We start from the raw sequence: 18,167 nt of genomic DNA, 5'->3' as shown, positions 1-18,167 counted from the left end.
CCGAACGTGATCTTTCGGGTCAATCGGAAGAAGGCGATGATGATCCCGACCCCTGCGTTGTGGCGATGTATGGCCGTCGTCGAAGTCTGCGACCAAGTCAAAGGCCTCGACGACCTGATCCGCGAAGAGAGCCTCAATTACCGGTGGGAGGTCGCCGCCAACTCGCCCAAGGGCTTCGTGTGGTACGAGCTGCACGTGGACAGCGGCGGCAGCGAGCATCGCGCCGCACGGACTGCATGGGCGATCCTATGGTCGCTCAAGCGCCTGTCCGAGGAAGGCGGACTGCCCGACTTCCGCATCGTGTCCGGCGGCGAATGGCTCAACATACCGCCATCCGAGCTGCAGCAGCCGGACGAGGGCGCCCGCCTGTCGTCGACGTGATCCGGACGCGTCGCGCGCTGCGCCGACCTGCAAGGGGCTGCGCGCAGGTCGGCCGGCGACGCCGCCCGCGACCGGCTCATGCGCAGTCTTTCCGCATGGATCCGATCCGTGTATTCGAACACTGAGCCTGATCGACCACATCGTTGAACGGGCGTTGGCGCGCAGTGCGCCGGTCACGGTGGACAGCGTATCGAACTGGGCAGCTGCTGACCAAGCGGGTGGACGCAGCGGGGGTGAAACGCGACGCTTGAGGTCGTCGATTCGAACATCGACGCGCGGCCGACGGCCGCGAGGGCGCTAGCGCCTGGGAACGAGGTACGATGCCGGCACATCGTGAGCAGGGTGACATCGAGCCTAATGCAGGCTTGGATCGAATCGGTTTCGATACCACGGTGCGAATGGCGCGCCTACTGGATTCCTATTCGGACTTCCGCTGCGCTGACGAAACCGTTGTAGCCATCCGATGCTTCCAGTCGGACATAACGAGCCGGCGTCTCGGTGATGATGATCGTCTTATGGGCCATGTCGACCGGCCAGTTGCCGGACGCCGCGGTCGTGTAGGTCAATCCGTCCTTGCTCAGACGGAGAATGTAGGACTTGATCACGCCATTCCTGCCGGCCAAGTCGGTTATCTGATCCTGCCGAGGAACATAGGTTAACGATCTCACTGTCTTGACCGATCCAAGGTCCAGGGTGACATATTGTGGATACATCCATTGCTCCGATACCGATGAGTGCCACATGGTTGCTAGATTCCCATCGATTGCCCTCGGTGCCTCAAAGCCCGCCATATACACCGAGCTTGCGGAAGCAGAGACAGGGAGTGCCAAGCTGCCGGTCGAGGGACCGAGGTGGTCGGCCGAAAGTTCGGCGGCCGAGGCGAATCCGTTGAATCCTGAAAGCGCGACGAGCCTAACGAACCGAGCTTGGCGAGCCGGAAAGAATGCATATTTCTCGGTCGTGTCGATTGGCCACGAGCCGCTTGCAACACCTACCCAGTCGCCGCTCGCTGTTCGTGTTTCTATCCGATAGTCGGTAACGACGCCGTTCTTTCCTCCGATCGGATCCGATAGTTGATCTTGACGAGGCAGATATCTGACTTGGTTGACGATGCTGTTCGCACCGAGATCCATGAGCAGATACTGTGGAAAGTAGTGCCGGTCGTCCCAGGATGAGTGCCAGATCGTCGCGGGGTTGCCGTCCATCGCCCTTGACGCCTCGAAACCGGCGGCGATGACCGATGTGGCGGCATAAAGGCGGGACGAGCCGGTGCCGGTCAACTTGATCATCATGCTGCCATGCGACGGAATCGACGGTGAGGTGTAGCTGTTGACGAAGGTCCCCAGATCTGCGTGGGCATACAGATCGCGAACGGTCGCCGGTCCAGCGGCTACGCCGATGTCGGACCAGTTTGCTGTGATTGTAGCGGCTGTGGCGCCGCGATTGAGTAGCAGGACGGCGCGTTCACCGGCCTCGGCTAGCGGCTTGGCATAGACTTCCAAGTCACCGAGCTTCGCCACCAAGACGCCTTGCATGTAGGCGGTATCCTGGTTGACCGCAATGACTTCCGGGTTGCCGACGATCGCCTTCGTTGCCGGGGATATGCCGCGGATATCGGCTGCCAGGATCAGCGGTGCGGCAGAAATGGCCCACATGCCGAAGTAAGACTGTTCCTCGGTAGCGGACAAACCGCTGCCAAACTGCGGGCCGATGATCAGGAAGTCCGGATCGTTGAAAGCACCGGGTCCCGAAGAGCCAGGATGGTAGTTGGAGTCGAAGTTGAACAGGACGTCGTTCCAGGCGAAAGGAGAGCTGAACCAGATGTCCCGACCCGAACGCCAGGACTGGCCGAGACCGGGCCCCCACGTCCACGGCGATTCCTCCCCCCAATTGCAAATGTTCAGCGTGATGGGGCGACCGCTGAGGCTGATCGCGTCGCGCCAAGCTAGGTAAGACTGTTCGGTGGTGCGCCCGCTGATGTTCCCTCCGCAGTGGTCGACCTTCAGATGGTCGATGCCCCAATTGGCGAAAAGGGCTGCATCTTGGACTTCGAAACCGCCGCTTCCGTTGTGCCCTACACACCCGTAAGAACCCGTGTCGGTATAGATTCCAATGGTGAGGCCTTTACTGTGCACATAGTCAGCCAAGCCCTTCATCGTGGTGAAACTCGTCCCGGTGAAGAAGCCGGGGTTGACGATGATGTCGTTGTTGGCGTCGCGGGCCGGTCCGGTCTTTGCCATCCACCAGCCGGCGTCGATACCCACCTGCGTGTAGCCGAGGTCTCTCAGGCCGCTCGTGACCAATGCGTCCGCCATGTCGGCAATGAGCTGCGCATCGATATCGATATTGACGCTGTACCAGGTATTCCATCCCATCGCCGGCGCCAGTGAGCGTGATGGCGGCACGTATGCTTCGACCGTGCCGGCTGTGAAAACGGCCGCCAAGCAAGCGAGCGCGTTGACAACTTTCGATCCCAAAAAAACGGCCGGTCCCGCGGAGACCGGCTTGACTGAGTGGTTCATCGTTGGCTTGCCCCCAGTGTTGCCGGTGGTACACAGAGAAGCCGACCTTACCAGATCGAATCGTACGCCGACCGTGACAGCCCGATCAGTCGCCGAGTCTCGACGATGTGCGCTCTCGCGCGGTACGTGTTATTCAACTTATTCAACGCGAGAGCGGGGCGGGTCGGTCCGCATGAGAGCCTTGCACTACCTCTCGGGCGGCTCGTCGCTGGCCGAATTTCTCTAGCTGGGGAAGCACCTGAAATTATCGGCAATTGCATCGATCGAGTGGCCTGATCGCCGCATCATCGGGCGCACCACCGCGCAAGCAGACCTGAAGAGGTTCAAGAGTCGGTGCCTTGCGGCGATGGCGCGCCGGCGCATATCACCGGGCCGGCCATCCGCAAGCAGGCCCGAAGCTAGGGACGATGGCCGGCCGAGAAGTTGGGGCATGTGCAGGGCCGCAAGTATTCCTGTTCTGGCATCCGCCGGACGCCAGCTGCAGGCGGGACCGCAATTGCGTTACGGCGCCTAGGCGCTGGCCGGCGCCGGACTGCAGGCCGCGTGGCCGCAGCCGCAGGCCTCACCGACCTCGTGCTCATGCTGGCGGCAGTGATCGGAGCAGTACTGGGTGTCGGCTGGAACTTCGCAGCGGCACGGGGCATGCGCGCACTTGTGATGCTGTTCGATCGGCATGGCGGTTTCTCCGGTTGGGCGTCATGCGTTTTATGCGCCCGTCGTGCTGAATCGTGCCGGCCTGTCCGGGTCGTCCGAACGGGCCGTGCAGCGTGCAGTCACCTCGATGCGCGCGCGTCGTCGCAGGCGAGGCCGCGCGCCATGGAATGCCACTCGCCGGCTGCGCCATGCGGCGCCCAGCGATCGGGTCCGCGGCGCCGATGGGTACGCTGCGCTCGGCGGATCCTGGTTGCGATCCGGGTCGTCATCCCTCGGCGCGGTCCTGATGCCGGCCGCCGGATCCGGCGCGGGATCGTCACGCGACCTCGTGTCGGGACGGAGAGATACCGTCTCGAACGTCCGGTCGCCGACGTCGGGTTCCGCGACTAACCGGTCGCGTCGCTGCCGTCCGCGTAGATCAGGTCGGACACCGAATCGAACTCGGCCGCGCCGCTGTCGCAGCCCTGGCCGGCCGGCCGTACGAAGCGGCGCTGGTCCACGCGCGAGAAGATCGCGCCGGCGACGTTGCACCAGATCGTCGCGCCGTGGTCCACCGCGGGGCTGTAGCGGGTCGGCAGGAACGTCCGCGTGAAGCCGCCGTTGTCGGTCAATGGGCCGAGGAACAGCTCCATCGGTGCGACCGAGACGCTGTTGCCGGCCGCCGGCAGCTGACAGGTGTCGCCGGGCGATTCGAGGTTGCCCTCGGCCTGGAACATCGCCGCGCCGCTCGCGAATGCGCAGTTGCCGTGCAGGATGCCGTTGAAGACGCGCACGTTGGCGTTGGCGCCGCGCACCGCGATCAGCGAGGCGACCGCATTGGACGGCACCGCCGGACCGATCCGCAGCGTCGCGTTGAACAGCCACAGGATCGCGGTCTCGCCCGCGGTGTCGACGCCGATCGCGTGACCGACGCCGTTGACCACGCCGCTGCGGAAGGTCTCGTCGTAGAACGTGACGTCACTCATCGTGACGTTGCCCCCGGCCAGCACGCGCAGGCTCGAGCCGATCCGGTCCGGGGCCGATCCGCCGCCGCCGCGGTTGCCGGTGAACAGCGCGCGCGAGATGCGCCAGGCGGTATCGTCCTGCGCCAGCAGCACCGCCGGCAGACCATCGGCGAGCGCATCGTCGCCGACCACGTTGTCGCGGAACTCGGCGTCCTCGATCCAGACCATGCCGTCGCGGCTGCCGTGGAGCGGGCCGGTGTTGCCGATGAAGCGCGTGCGGCGGATGCGCACGTCGCCGCCGGCGCCGTCCAGCACCAGCGGCACGGCCTGATCGCGAATCGTGCTGTCGCGGATCGTCGCGGTGCCGCTGCTGGTGAACGCGATGCCGTACGGCACGCTGGCCGGTCCGGCCAGCTCGACGCGGTCGAGCACGAGATCGGCGCTGCCGTTGAAGACCAGCACGCTGTCGAGCACGCTGTCGCTGGCCTGCACCGAGCCGGCGCCGCACTCGCAGGCGAGCGCGCCGCCGAGCGCGGCGTGCTCGACGCGCACCGAGGCCGGGCCGCTGCCGGCCGCACCGGAAACGGCACCGCCGCCGGTCGGTACCTCGACGAAGCGCAGCACGACCGATCCGCTGTCGAACACGACCGCCTGTCGCTGCGAGGACAGCGTCATCCCCTCCAGCGTCAGCGCGCCGAGCGGCGTGAGCGCGAGCAGGTCGAAGTCGCCGCTGCCGACGATGCGCGTCGCGGCCGCGCTCTGGCCCTGGATCAGCACCGTGCCGTAGACCGCCAGCGCGCCGCGCGTGACCGTGTACTGGCCGGCGCCGAGCACGATCGTGTCCTCGCCGGGTGTCGCGACGGCGGCGTCCAGCGCTTCGCGCAGCGAGCAGTCGGCGGCCGCACAGGCGCCCGGTGCCGGATCGTCGCCGCGGGTGACGACGAGCGTCGCGGCGCACGCATCGGCCATCGATGCGAGCAGGAAACACAGTACCGATACGCGCAACGGAACGGACATGAGGATCTCCCAGGACTGCTCCGTACACGTAGGCTGCTGCGGCCAGGTGCCACCGGCCCGGTCGGGCTGGGCCGTACAAAAAAAGAAGCGACCGTATCGGTCGCTTCGAAGATTCCCGGGGGGAGGGGAATGGAGATGGGGAAGCTGATCCGGATCAGTCGTCGCGGGCCGGCTTGCCGGCGTCGACCCAGTCGGCGTATTCGGCTTGCGAGATCTTGCCGTCGCGGTCGGTGTCGATCACTTCGAACTGCTTGAGCACGCTCGGGAACGGCACCAGCTCTTCCTTGGTCAGGAAGCCGTCGCGATCGGTATCGGTCCGGGTCCATTCGGGAGCGAGCTCGCCGGAGTTCGGGCGCGGCGTCTGCGCGAAGGCAGCGAGCGAGACGGCGGCGAGCGAGACGGCGAACAGCGGATTGCGGATACGCGGCAACTTCATCATCGCGGGGTCCTCTGGGCTGGACTCGCACGCGGCGAGTCGGTGACGAGGGAGCCTAGGCAGCGTGCGCGGACCGCACGATGAACCGCGCGCCGCTCGCACGCGGGCGTTCAGGCCGCGGATAGGCGGCCGTTCTCCGGGCTCACCGGCAGGTGAACCGCGGCGCGCGACGAGCGCGCATCCCGGCCGGATACAGGGCCGATTCACCGCCGCGCCGCTACTTGTCGAAGCCGGTATTTCCGATGCACGTGTGAACTGTGCGCGATCGGCGACATCGACCGTCGCGCTGATGTCGCGCTCGCCGGAAACCGGTTCCGCTCCTTCGGGAGCCTTCGCAGGTACAGGAGAGAACGCCGTGGCTTTGTCGACCATTCTGCTGATCGTGCTGATCGTGCTGCTCATCGGTGCCCTGCCTTCGTGGCCCTACAGCCGCGGCTGGGGCTACGGGCCCAGCGGCGGCCTCGGCCTCGTCGTGGTGATCCTGATCGTCCTGCTGCTGATGGGACGCATCTGACGCCTGACGCGGCGGCCGGCCTCTGCGCCGGCTGGCCGCCGCGTCGGCATTTGCTGACTTTGCGTGCCGGCGGCCGCGTCGTAACATCAGCCGACGGGCGGTGATCGGCAGGGTTTAGGGGAGCCCACGCACGCATGAATTCGCCGGCATTACTGGGGCTGACCGGCCTCGCATTGAGTGCGCTCGTGATCGGCGTTTCGGTCCCGATGATCCGTGGCCGCGTGCCGATGAATCACAGCTTCGGCGTGCGCTATGCGGCAGCCTTCCGCTCCGATCGCAACTGGTACGAACTCAACACCTACGGCGGCTGGGTGCTGTGCGCGTGGACCGTGCCGCTGATCGCGATCTCGCTGTACGGATTCTTCGTTGCACCGGTCGACGTCGAGGGCTACGAGCACGCCTGGCTGGTGGTGACCTTGCTGTTCGGACCGCTGGCCTGCCTGCAGAACTGGCTGAAGGCCCGCGCGATGGATCGGCGCGACCGGCGCTGACGGCGCCGCGGGCCGTTCGCACGCGGCGCGACGGCGGCGGAGCGAGCCGCTACCCTTGACGGACGATGTCACGTCCCGTCTACCGTTTCGGACCCTACCGCCTCCATCCTGCCGCGCGCGAACTGCGCTGCGACGGCGAGCGCGTGGCGGCGACGCAGAAGGTCATCGACAGCCTGGTCTGGCTGATCGAGCACCGCGACCGCGCGGTCGGCCGCGACGAGCTGATCGCGGCGGTGTGGGGGCGCGTCGACGTCAGCGACACGCACCTGGGCAAGACGATGTTCCAGGTGCGCCGCGCGATCGGCGACAGCGGCGACGACCAGGGCATGATCCTGACGGTTCCGCGTTTCGGCTATCGCTGGATCGCGCCGCTGGTCGTGGAGGGCGAGTCCGATGCGGCCACGGTCGCGGCGACAGGTGCTGCGCCCGGCCCGACGCCACCGCCGGCTGCGATCGCCGCGCCCGCGCCTGCACGGCCCGAGCCGGCGCCCGATCCGACCGGCGCTGCCGCCGGGAATCAGCCGCGCGGCCGTCACGGTCCGATCGCCGCCGCCGTCGCGCTGCTCGCGGTACTGGCGCTGCTGGCCTGGGCCGTGATGCGGCATCGGCAGGCGCCGGTGCCGCCGGATGCGATCGCCGCGCAGCCGTCCGGCGCGGTTGCGGTGCTGCCGGTCGACGTCCACGCCGAAGGCGAATGGACTTGGCTGCGCCTGGGCCTGATGGACCTGATCGCCCAGCGCCTGCGCGGTGCGGGCCTGATCGTCGTGCCGAGCGAGTCGATCGTCGCACTGACGCGCGATGCGCCGATCGGCGTCCGCTCCGACGCGGCCGCCGAGATCGTCGGCCGTGCCACCGGTGCCGATCGCCTGCTGCGCGCCAGCGCGGTGCTCGCCGGTACCCAGTGGACGGTGCGCCTGAGCGTGGACGGTCGCGACGGGCCCGCACAGTCGGCAGAGGCCGACGGCGAGGACGTGATCGCGGCGGCCCGGCTCGCCAGCGACCGGCTGCTGGCGGCGTTCGGGCGGGTCGCCGCGGCCGAGCCCGGTGCGGTCCCGTCGCTGGAAACGCTGCGGCACCAGGTGCAGGCCGCCCTGCTGGCCGGCACGCCGGCGGCTGCGCGCGAGGCCTGGGAGCGGCTGCCGCCCGCCTTGCGCGATGCGCCCGAAGCGCGTCTGCAGCACGCGCGCATCGACATCGCCGAGGGCCGGCTCGACGCGGCGCGCATGGCGCTCGCCGACCTGCTCGCGCAGGTTTCGGCCGAGGACGATCCGCTGCTGCGCGTGCGCGTGCTGTTCGAGGCCGGACACGCCGAATTCTTCCGCGCCGGCGCGCCGGCGCCGGTCGCGTTCTACGACGAGGCGCTGACCCTGCTCGGCGACCGGCCGCTGCCGGTGCTGCGCGCGGCCGCGCACGCCTGGCGTGGCATCGCCTATGCGAAGGCCGGCGCGGCCGGCGCCGCCCGCGGCGATTTCGCGCTGGCGCGCGTCGTCCTGCAGCAGGCCGGCGATGCGCTCGGCCTGGCCCGGATCGACGTCAACGAAGGCCTACTCGATCTGGCCGACGGCCGCCCCGCCGATGCGCTGCCGCTGCTGCGGCGCGCGGCGGCGACGTTCGAGCGCTTCGGCCAGTCCGACAATCTCGCACGCGCCTGGGTCGCCGAGGCCGGCGCCGAGCTCGCGCAGGCGCGGCCGGATCGCGCGCTCGCCGTCGCCACGCGCGCCGCCGCGCTCGCCGAGCGCATCGACACGCCGCTGGCGCGCAGCCAGCTGCTCGGCACCCAGGCCGCGGTGCTCGCCGCCAACGGCCGGATCGCCGAAGCACGCCGGTCACTCGCGGCGGCCCGGGCCGCCGCGGTCGAGGCCGGAGAGCGCTCGCTGGAACGCGTCCTCGGTGCGGCGGCGGCGGAGCTCGATCTGGACGCCGGCGCGAACGAGGCCGCGCAGGCGGCGGCCGCGGCCGCCGTGACCGAGCTGCAGAGCCCCGACCAGGCCGCCGAACGGGCGCGGGCGTGGCTGACGCTGACGCGCGCGCTGCGCCGGCTCGGCCGGGCCGACGAGGCGGCCGCCGCGTCCCGGGCGCTCGCGGCCTGGGCCGCGGCCAGCGACCGGCCGCCGGTGCAGGTATCGGCCGCCTTGGCCGAGGCCGAGCAGGCCGATGCCGACGGCGATTCGGCGCGCGCGCGCGACCGCTACGAGACCGCCCTGGAGGCGGCGCGCCGCAGCGGTCCGCCGGCACGGATCATCGAGGTCGCCGATGCCTACGGCGGCCGGCTGCTGGCCGAGGGCGACCCGGCGCGCGCGGCGGCGGTGATCGCGCAGGTCGAGCGCTGGGCCGCCTGGGACTTCACGGCGGCGGTGCTGCAGGCGCGGCTGCAGCAGACGCTCGGCCAGGACGCCGCGGCGCGGCGCGCATGGACGCATGCGCGGGCGCTGGCCGGCGAACGGCCCCTGGAGCGCCTCGCGGCAACGCCGGATCGCGCGCGGTAACGAAACGGTAAGGCTCCCGGAAAGGGCCGGTAACGCCGGACCGGCGCGCCGGGCGCACGGTAGCGGCGCCATTCGTGCGCCGGAACGTCCGGCGTCCGTCACCGCCGGCCGCGAGATGCAGCCCGGCGGTGCGATCCGGAGAGGATCGCTCGAGGACCGGTCGCCCGCGATCGCTGCTCGAACCAGGTGCGCAGGTCTTGCCTGCGCCGTCCGATCGGGACGCGGCCGGAGCCCGTTGCCCGACATCCTGCTGGGGAGCCACCGAGTGAAGTCGTACGTGTACCGATGTATCCAGGCCGGCCTGTGGCTGGCACCCGCGCTCGCATTCGGCGCGAGCGCCGGCAGCGAGTTCCGCGCCGGCGATCTGACCGGGCGCGGCGCGCCGCAGGCAGCCTGTGTCGAGCCGTTCGAGGACATCGCCTCGCTCTATGCCGAGAACGGCTGGCTGCGCTTCAACACCAGCGGCGGCAGCACGATGCCGGCGGCCGCGCCGCAGCTCCTGTGGTGGGCGCTCGGAGCCGGCGATCTGCCCGACGGCAGCTGGTCCAACATCACGTTCGGCGCGCAGTCCGGTTCGCCGCTGTCGCGGGCGATGTCGGCCGGCTTCACGAACGCCGCCTTCGGCGAGTTCACCAGTACCTGGCTGGTCACGCCGCCGATCGATTTCGCGCCCGGCGCGACGCTGAGCTTCTGGACGCGCGCGACCACCGACAACGTCGGCAGCGGACCGGAGCGCCTGATCGTGCGCGCCTGCACCGACGGCGACTGCGCCGACGTCGGCGCCACTGCGCAGGACGTCGGCGCGTTCACCACGCCGCTGCTGACGATCAACGAGGCGCTGGCGCTGAGCCAGCCGTGCCATCAGGCCGACCCGGCCGAGTGCGTAGGCTACCCGTACAACTGGCGCCGCTATACCGTGACGCTGCCCGAGAGCGGCCGCGGCCGCATCGCGTTCCACAACCACTACCCGGATACCGCGCTGCCGTGGATCGGCAATGGCCTGGCGGTCGCGATCGACACGGTCGAGCTGACCGGCTCGCCGTCCTGCCCGCTGCGCCACAACCGGATGTTCCAGAGCGGTTTCGACGCGCAGCCCGGCGACGGCTACATCACGCAGAGCCGCGATACGACCTCGGTCCAGTGGGGCCGCGCGGTGGCCTGCCACTACAGCGACGGCGAGCATCCGTTCTACCGCCGCAACGCCTGGCTGCGCCGCTTCGATCTGGCCGCCGCGCACGGCTTGAGCGGCCGCGTCGCGATCGAGAGCCTGGACATCGGCATCGACGCCGCACTCGGCAGCCAGTACGTGCCGGTGCGTCTCTATGCGATCGAGCGCGGTGCGGAACTGGCCTACGCGAACATGACCCTGGTCGGCCAGGCCGAGCTGCCGGTCTACAGCGCCGACCAGGCGACGATCCGCAATCTGCCGATCACGGGCACGATCGCCGATGCCGACACCCAGGACCTGGTCGTGGAGATCAGCTCGGAATACGGCGAGGCGTTCACCGGCTTCCTGCCCGGCCTCAACCGCGCCGGCCAGACCGCGCCGACCTACTACTCCGGCGCGTGCAGTTCGCCGGCGGCCGGCGGCGCGGTGCTCGACGCGATCGTCGATCAGACCACGCTGATCTCGACCGTCGACAACCAGCCGTTCTACGACGCCGACGACGCGCTGCTGCTGGTCGTCCACGCCGCCGCGCGGCCGAGCGGCGGCCAGGCGCCGGCACCGGCCGAGTGAGCCGGCGCTGCCGCGCCCCCGGCGGGCGCGGCAGCGAACCGGCACGGCAAGACAGGACCGCGCCGGCCGATCCGGATGCGCGCAGCGCGCTGCGGCGGTGGGCCGAGCCGGACGATGCGCAGACGGAAGGCCGCGCGATCGTCGTGGTCGACGGCGACCGGGCGCGCGCAGGACCAGCCGGCGCCGTGGAGCGGCGATCGGTGCGGACGTCCGGCTGACGGCGCGGCCGCCCGGGGCACGGCCTCGCAACCGATCCGCGCGAACGAGTCCGTCCAGGAACCCAGGTGACCGCCGCGGGTCCGGCCCAGGCTCAGGTGCTCTTGAACCAGAGCGCGTCCACGCCGACGACCACGGTGACGACGACGGACGCGGCGAGATAGCAGACCAGCTGTTCCCGGACCCCGATTCGCATCCGGCGACTGGCGAGAACGACCAGTACGAACAATGCGGCAACGGCCAACGCCGGCAGCGTCCAGAGTCCAAGTCCCAGCGCGAGGCTGATCCGGGCTTCGTCGTTGGGATGGAACATGCTGACGCCCATGGCGACCAGTCGCATGAAAAACGCCATGTAGACCAGAGCGAAGCCGGCCAGAGACGATCGCCTCGTCACCAGCCAATAACCGACGGCCGCCTGGGCATAGGTCGCCAGCGGTCCGGCGGCGGACATGATCGACTCGTGCAGGGGCAGCATGGGCGTCGTCGAGTGCGCCTGGTTCGGTGTCATGCGCATCGGATAGCCGAGCAGGGTTCCGGCCAGCCAATGCGCGAACTCGTGGACGATGAAGGTGAGGATGCCCACCAGGAGCAGGGTCGAGGCCAGCGGCAGCACACGCGCATTCTTCGAATTCATTGACGCTCCGGTGTAAGAGCCTGGCCGGGTCGAGCCGTGCCGCGAGGCGGCGTCGGATCGGTCACATCCGTGCGCGGACCGAACCGACGGGTTCGGTTGCGCGCCGCCGGTCCGGCCCGGGCAGGCGCGGGCCGGCGGCAGATCACCGCGATCACGGTGGATTCGTATCGGCGGCGATTGGTTGAAACGGCTCGACACACGCGCGCTGCGGTATGGCCCTGCTGCGACGCCCCGGCATTCGCAGCGGCGTCAGCGGCGTGTCCGGCGCGAAAGCGGGAATGGTGATGCACGCGCCATCGCTGGGCCGGGTCCGAACATGGCGCCGCCGGTCATCGCCGCCTCGCCCGCACGTCGCGCGCTGAAGCGAAGGCGCAGCTAGCAGAGGCGGCACTGTCGGATTGTTCGTTGGTAGATAGACGTAACGATTTGGGTTTGATGATGAGATGGAATTGAGACTTCTGTGAACGGCGCGATCAGAATGCCTTTTCAACGGCTGCGATAGCTGTGGCCCAACTGCAAAGAACTCGCGTGACCTCGGGCGAGGATGGGCGGCAGGCCACCCACAGCTTGCGGCTCCTCTCGCAATCTTGTGGACGCTTTCACAAAATTGGGCGTATCGTGCGCCTGCGGTGGGGGGACCGAGGGCACAGGGCCGGCGGCCGCTGCGGGGAACGAAGCCGGACGGACACCGCACCGTCCCGGTGGGGATCCGAAGATGAAGATGCAGAGCCGGGCCATGCGCGTGGCCGTCTTGCTGTGCGTGATGGGTATCGCCTTGCTGGCCGGCGCGCTGGGGGCGCAGCCGGCGAGCAGTGAACTGCAGTTCTCGCCGCTGCCGGCGTCGACGCCGTTCGTCGAGAGCAAGGCGCTGCCGGCGCGGCCGCGCGGCACGACGCCGATGTCGACGCGCGTGTTCTCGAGCGAGTTCCCGAGCGAGATCGAGCCCAACGGCGCGGCCGCCACCGCTACGCCGCTCGGCGGTCCCGGCTACGTGCGCATGCAAGGCACGATCTTTCCGGCCGGGGACGTCGACTACTACAGCTTCGCCGCGCTGGCCGGCGATCGCGTCTACGCGGCCGTCGTCACCTCGGCCGATACCAGCAGTTCGTCCAACAGCCAGTTGCGCCTGATTGGCAGCGACGGCACCACGGCACTGGAATTCGACGAAGACGACGGCTCGCTCCTGGCGACGTCCTCGAGCATCGCCGGTACCTTGATCCCTGCGGACGGCACCTACTATCTGCGCGTCAACCATTCCAGTGCCGCGCAGACGCTGCGCCCGTACGAGCTGCACTTCCGCCTCCAGCGCGGCGCGCCGACGCCCGAGGTCGAATCCAACGATACGCCGGCCACCGCCAATCCGCTGCCGGCCAACGGCTGGGTCAGCGGTGCGCGCAGCCCGGCCGCGGCGACCGAGCAGGACTGGTACAGCTTCACCGCGAACGCCGGCGACACGGTGTTCCTGAGCCTGGACGCCGATCCGGAACGCGACGCCGTGCAATGGAACGCGCGTCTGGGCATCGCGCTGTTCGGCGACGCCGGCAACCAGATCCTGGTGATCGACGACGCCAGCACCGGCTCGGCCGCCAATCCGCTGTCCGAGGCGCTGGTCTTCTCGATCAAGACGGCCGGCACCTACTTCGCATTCGTCGATTCGGCCAGCGCGGCCACCGGTGGTCCGACCGCGACCTATCACCTCAGCGTCAGCGTGGCGTCGCCGCCGATGCCGCTGGCGGCCTGCACCGTCTACACCAGCACCGACGTGCCGAGGACGATCGGCCCGGCGAACGGGCTGGTCAGCTCGACGATCACGGTGCCCGGCAATCCGCGCATCGGCGATCTCGACGTCGAGATCGTGCTCAACCACGCGCTGATGGCTGACGTCGACGCGCATCTGCGCTCGCCGGGCGGCAACGACATCGGCCTGTTCACCGACATCGGTGCGGGCGCGACCGGCGGCCAGCAGCAGATGGACGTGGTCTTCGACGACGAGGCGGCGATCCCGCCGACGTTCACGGTATTGCGCGGCGTGCGGCTCAAGCCCGAGCCCCTCTACCGGCTGGCGTGGTTCGACGGCGAAAACGCCGGCGGCACCTGGACGCTGGATCTGCGCGACGACGGCAACAACGCCAACGGCGGCACGCTGACCGGTTGGAGCCTGCGCATCTGCGAACCGCCGCCGCCGCCGACCTGCGGTCCGGGTTTCGTGCCGACGACGGTGTACGCAACCGACTTCGAGAGCGGCGCCGCCGGCTTCACGCACAGCGGCACGCAGGACGAGTGGGAGCTCGGCCTGCCGGCGACCGCAGCGACCGCGACGACCAATCCGGTCGCGGCGTTCAACAGCTGCGCCAGCGGCGTCAATTGCTGGAAGACCGATCTCGACAGCACCTACAACGTGTCGAGCAATCAGAACCTGACCTCGCCGGCGATCAATCTGGCCGGGCTGTCTGCGCCGGTCGTCGTGCGCTGGTCGCACCAGTACCAGATGGAGTCCGCGAGCTTCGACCTCTACAGCGTCGATCTGCGTCAGGTCGGCGGTGCCGGTCCGGTGCGTCTGTTCGAGTGGCTCGATGCGACGATGGTCGACGCGGTCGGCAATCCGACCGTCAACATTCCGGCGCGTGCCGGCTGGAGCCAGGTCGTCGCGCGTGCCGACGCGCTGGCCGGCCAGAACGTCGAGCTCAATTTCAATCTGAGCAGCGACGACTCGGTCAACTTCGCCGGCGTCGCGGTCGACGACATCAGCATCACCGCCTGCCGCGCCGCGACCGCGGACCTGGCGATCACCAAGACCGACGGCGTCACCACCGCGACGCCGGGCGGCAGCGTGACCTACACGATCACCGCGAGCAACGCCGGACCGGATGCCGACCCTGCCGCGACCGTGACCGATACGTTCCCGGCCGCGCAGACCTGCACCTGGACCTGCGTCGGTGCCGGCGGCGGCACCTGCACGGCGGCCGGCAGCGGCAATATCGCCGATACGGTCGTCCTGCCGTCCGGCGGCAGCGTCACCTACACGGCCAGCTGCGCGATCAGCGCAGCCGCGACCGGCATGCTGGCCAACACCGCGACGGTGACCGCCAGCGTGACCGACCCGACGCCCGCCAACAACAGCGCGACCGACACCGACACGCTGACGCCGCAGGCCGATCTGTCGATCACCAAGACCGACGGCGTGACCAGCGTGACGCCGGGCGGTCCGGTGACCTACACGATCGTCGCCAGCAATGCCGGCCCGAGCGACGCACCACAAGCGCTCGTCACGGATGTCATTCCGCCCTTCCTCTTCTGTGAGTGGACATGCGCCGGTGCGGCTGGAGGCTCGTGCACGGCTACGGGCAGCGGCAACATAAACGATATCGTCGCACTGCCAGTCAACAGTAGCGTTACCTATACCGCTGCGTGCACATTGGCCGCCAATGCGACCGGTATGCTCGTCAACACCGCGACAGTTACTCAGCTCAGCGGTGTGGATCCGGATGGCAGCAATAATAGCGCCACCGACACCGATACGATCATCGCTCTTGGTGCCGAGATCAGCGCGATAAAAGTAGTCAGTGGTAGCTTCGTGCCCGGCACAACGGTTACCTACATCGCGTCGTTGACCAATAGCGGTGGCGAGCAGGCGGACAACCCGGGTGACGAGTTCATCGACGTGCTGCCGCCTCAGCTCACTCTCGTGTCGGCATCCTCAAACGGCGGTACCACCGTCGCCAACGTCGCTACGAATACGGTGACCTGGAACGGGGCGATCGAAGGACATGTGGGCGGCGTTTCGGTCGTGATCGAAGCGCTGCTGTCGCCGTCCGCTACAGGAATCGTCACCAACCAGGGCAGCTTCGCCTACGACGCCGACGCGGACGGCAACAACGAATCAAGCGGCGTCACCGACGATCCGACTCTACCCGGCGCTGCCGATCCGACTTCGTTCACGGTGGCAGGCGCGATCGCACATCTGTCGATCACCAAGACCAACGGTGTGACCACCGTGGCGCCGGGGAGCAACACGATCTATACGATCACTGCTTCGAATGCCGGTCCGAGTGCCGTCACCGGTGCAGTGGTCAGCGACGTATTCGCGCCGATACTGACCTGCACATGGACCTGTCTCGGCTCAAGCGGGAGCACTTGCACGTCCTCCGGAAGCGGCAACATCGCCGATGCGGCCAGTCTGCTGGCGGGCGGGAGCGTGACGTATACGGCCAACTGCGCAGTCGATGCAGATGCCGGCGGCAATCTGATCAATACGGCGACCATTACGGCACCAGCTGGTGTCGACGACCCCAGCCCGGGCGACAACAGCGCGATGGACGCTGACTTCCTGGTTGCCGAAGCCGATCTGGCGATCACCAAGACCGATGGGGTCGGCAGCGTGACGCCGGGTGGATCGACGACCTATACGATCGTCGCTTCGAATGCCGGACCCAGCGACATAACAGGTGCATTGGTGACCGACGAGTTCCCGGCCACGCTGGCCTGTACCTGGACCTGCGCAGGCTCGAGCGGGGGAACGTGCGCGTCCGGCGGCAGCAGCCATATCGCCGATCTGGTCAATCTGCCGGCAGGCTCCAGTGTCGTTTATACGGTGGCATGCGCGATCGATGCCGGCGCCAGCGGCAGCCTTGTCAATACAGCTCGCATCAATGTGCCAGCTGGCGCGTCGGATCCCAACCTGGGCAACAACAGCGCGACCGACACCGACACGCTCGGCGCGTCGGCGGACCTGTCGATCACCAAGACCGACGGCGTGGCGAGCGCGACGCCGGGCGGCTCGACGACTTACACGATCGTCGCTGCCAATGCCGGACCGAGTGCGGTGGCCGGCGCGGTCGTGACCGACACGTTCGCCTCGACGCTGAGCTGCACCTGGATCTGCGCCGGCAGCGGCGGCGGCAGCTGCACGCCGAGCGGCAGCGGCAACATCGCCGATCCGGCGAACCTGCCGTCCGGTGCGAGCGTGACCTATACGGCGGTCTGCGCGATCGACGCCGGCGCCAGCGGCAGCCTCGTCAACACCGCGACGATCGCCGCGCCGGCCGGCGTGACCGATCCGACGCCCGGCAACAACAGTGCGACCGATACCGACACGCTCAGCGCCAGCGCGGACCTGTCGATCACCAAGACCGACGGCGTCGCGACGGTGGCCGCCGGCGGCACGCTGATCTATACGATCGTCGCGTCCAATGCCGGTCCGCAGGCCGTGACCGGTGCGACCGTGACCGATACGTTCCCGGCGTCCTGCCTCGCGCCGACCTGGACCTGTGCGGCTGCCGGCGGCGCCGGCTGCCCGGCCTCGGGCAGCGGCACGATCGCCGCGAGCGTCGATCTGCCGTCGGGCGCCAGCGTGACGTTCACGGCGACCTGTCCGGTCGATCCGAGCGCGGCCGCGGGCAGCACGATCAGCAACACCGCGACGATCGCCGCGCCGGCCGGTACCACCGACCCGGATCCGTCCAGCGACAGCGCCACCGACACGACCACGGTGCAGGTGCCGGTCGCCGGCGCCGAGGTATCGGTGCGCAAGAGCGTCAGCGGCAGCTTCGTGCCCGGCGGTGCGATCCGCTACACGATCGTGCTCGCCAATGCCGGCGGTGCGCAGGCCGACAACCCCGGCGACGAGCTGGTCGACGTGCTGCCGCCGCAGCTGGCGCTGATCGCGGCCAGTGCGAGCAGCGGCACGGCGACCGCGAACGTCGGCGCCAATACGGTGACCTGGAACGGTCCGATCGCGGCTGGCGGCAGCGTGACGATCCTGATCGACGCGGCGATCCGCGCCGGCGCCACCGGCTCGGTCAGCAACCAGGCCCAGGCCGCCTACGACGGCGACGGCGACGGCAGCAACGAGGCCGCCGCGCTCAGCGACGATCCGGGCGCCCCAGGCGCGACCGATCCGACCGTGTTCATGGTCGGTACGCCGGTCGAGGCGGTCGCAGTGCCGACGCTCGGCGGGCTGGCCGCGCTGCTGCTGGCGCTCGGCCTGGCCGGGCTGGCGATCGCGGCACCGCGGCGCCGCCTGCGTTGACGATGGCGGGCCACCCGCCATCTGCGGGCGGCCCGGGGTGATGCCCGGCGGCTGCGGCCGCCGGCGCCTCGAGCGCCTCGTCGATGCCGATGACGGCATGATCCGG

The 18,167-nt window shown here is 69.1% G+C and carries 10 protein-coding genes; 6 read left to right on the top strand and 4 right to left on the bottom strand.

Annotated features, from left to right (window positions below; all coding sequences use genetic code 11):
- Window positions 1-39 precede the first annotated feature (39 nt).
- Window positions 40-381, top strand: a complete 342-nt coding sequence (locus VMR06_RS11170) for a hypothetical protein (RefSeq protein ID WP_325376265.1) — start codon at window positions 40-42, stop codon at window positions 379-381.
- A 407-nt stretch (window positions 382-788) separates the two neighbouring features.
- On the opposite strand, the gene VMR06_RS11165 is transcribed toward VMR06_RS11170, so the two are convergent.
- The 3 genes from VMR06_RS11165 to VMR06_RS11155 form a co-directional block, all read right to left on the bottom strand.
- Window positions 789-2,903, bottom strand: coding sequence for a discoidin domain-containing protein (locus VMR06_RS11165; RefSeq protein WP_325376263.1), 2,115 nt, complete (start codon window positions 2,901-2,903; stop codon window positions 789-791).
- A gap of 1,040 nt (window positions 2,904-3,943) precedes the next feature.
- Window positions 3,944-5,518, bottom strand: a complete 1,575-nt coding sequence (locus VMR06_RS11160; RefSeq protein WP_325376261.1) for a choice-of-anchor Q domain-containing protein — start codon at window positions 5,516-5,518, stop codon at window positions 3,944-3,946.
- Between the two features lie 154 nt (window positions 5,519-5,672).
- A complete protein-coding gene (locus VMR06_RS11155; RefSeq protein WP_325376259.1) occupies window positions 5,673-5,957 on the bottom strand; it encodes an EF-hand domain-containing protein in 285 nt (94 codons plus the stop codon).
- A 358-nt stretch (window positions 5,958-6,315) separates the two neighbouring features.
- Here VMR06_RS11155 and VMR06_RS11150 point away from each other — a divergent pair, with 358 nt between their 5' ends.
- The 4 genes from VMR06_RS11150 (at window position 6,316) to VMR06_RS11135 (ending at window position 11,183) form a co-directional block, all read left to right on the top strand.
- On the top strand, window positions 6,316-6,468 hold the full coding sequence (locus VMR06_RS11150) for a DUF3309 family protein (RefSeq protein WP_325376574.1): 153 nt from the start codon (window positions 6,316-6,318) through the stop codon (window positions 6,466-6,468).
- A gap of 134 nt (window positions 6,469-6,602) precedes the next feature.
- Complete coding sequence (locus VMR06_RS11145; RefSeq protein WP_325376257.1) at window positions 6,603-6,959, top strand: SdpI family protein; 357 nt, start codon at window positions 6,603-6,605, stop codon at window positions 6,957-6,959.
- 65 nt (window positions 6,960-7,024) lie between these two features.
- On the top strand, window positions 7,025-9,445 hold the full coding sequence (locus VMR06_RS11140; RefSeq protein WP_325376255.1) for a winged helix-turn-helix domain-containing protein: 2,421 nt from the start codon (window positions 7,025-7,027) through the stop codon (window positions 9,443-9,445).
- A 265-nt stretch (window positions 9,446-9,710) separates the two neighbouring features.
- Complete coding sequence (locus VMR06_RS11135; protein WP_325376253.1) at window positions 9,711-11,183, top strand: choice-of-anchor J domain-containing protein; 1,473 nt, start codon at window positions 9,711-9,713, stop codon at window positions 11,181-11,183.
- 310 nt (window positions 11,184-11,493) lie between these two features.
- Here the strand turns inward: VMR06_RS11135 and VMR06_RS11130 are convergent, their stop codons facing one another.
- The gene (locus VMR06_RS11130) at window positions 11,494-12,033 is read right to left on the bottom strand and encodes a hypothetical protein (protein WP_325376250.1); all 540 of its coding nucleotides are present in this window, start codon (window positions 12,031-12,033) and stop codon (window positions 11,494-11,496) included.
- Between the two features lie 736 nt (window positions 12,034-12,769).
- Between VMR06_RS11130 and VMR06_RS11125 the strand changes: the two genes are divergently transcribed.
- Window positions 12,770-18,061: a proprotein convertase P-domain-containing protein gene (locus tag VMR06_RS11125; protein ID WP_325376248.1), complete on the top strand. Its 5,292-nt coding sequence runs from the start codon at window positions 12,770-12,772 to the stop codon at window positions 18,059-18,061.
- Window positions 18,062-18,167: the final 106 nt, after the last annotated feature.

Origin of the sequence: Dokdonella sp. (assembly GCF_035511235.1) — a bacterium.
Classification (GTDB): domain Bacteria; phylum Pseudomonadota; class Gammaproteobacteria; order Xanthomonadales; family Rhodanobacteraceae; genus Dokdonella.
Note: the sequence above shows the minus strand (reverse complement) of the source record. Positions and strands in the feature narration are given on the sequence as shown.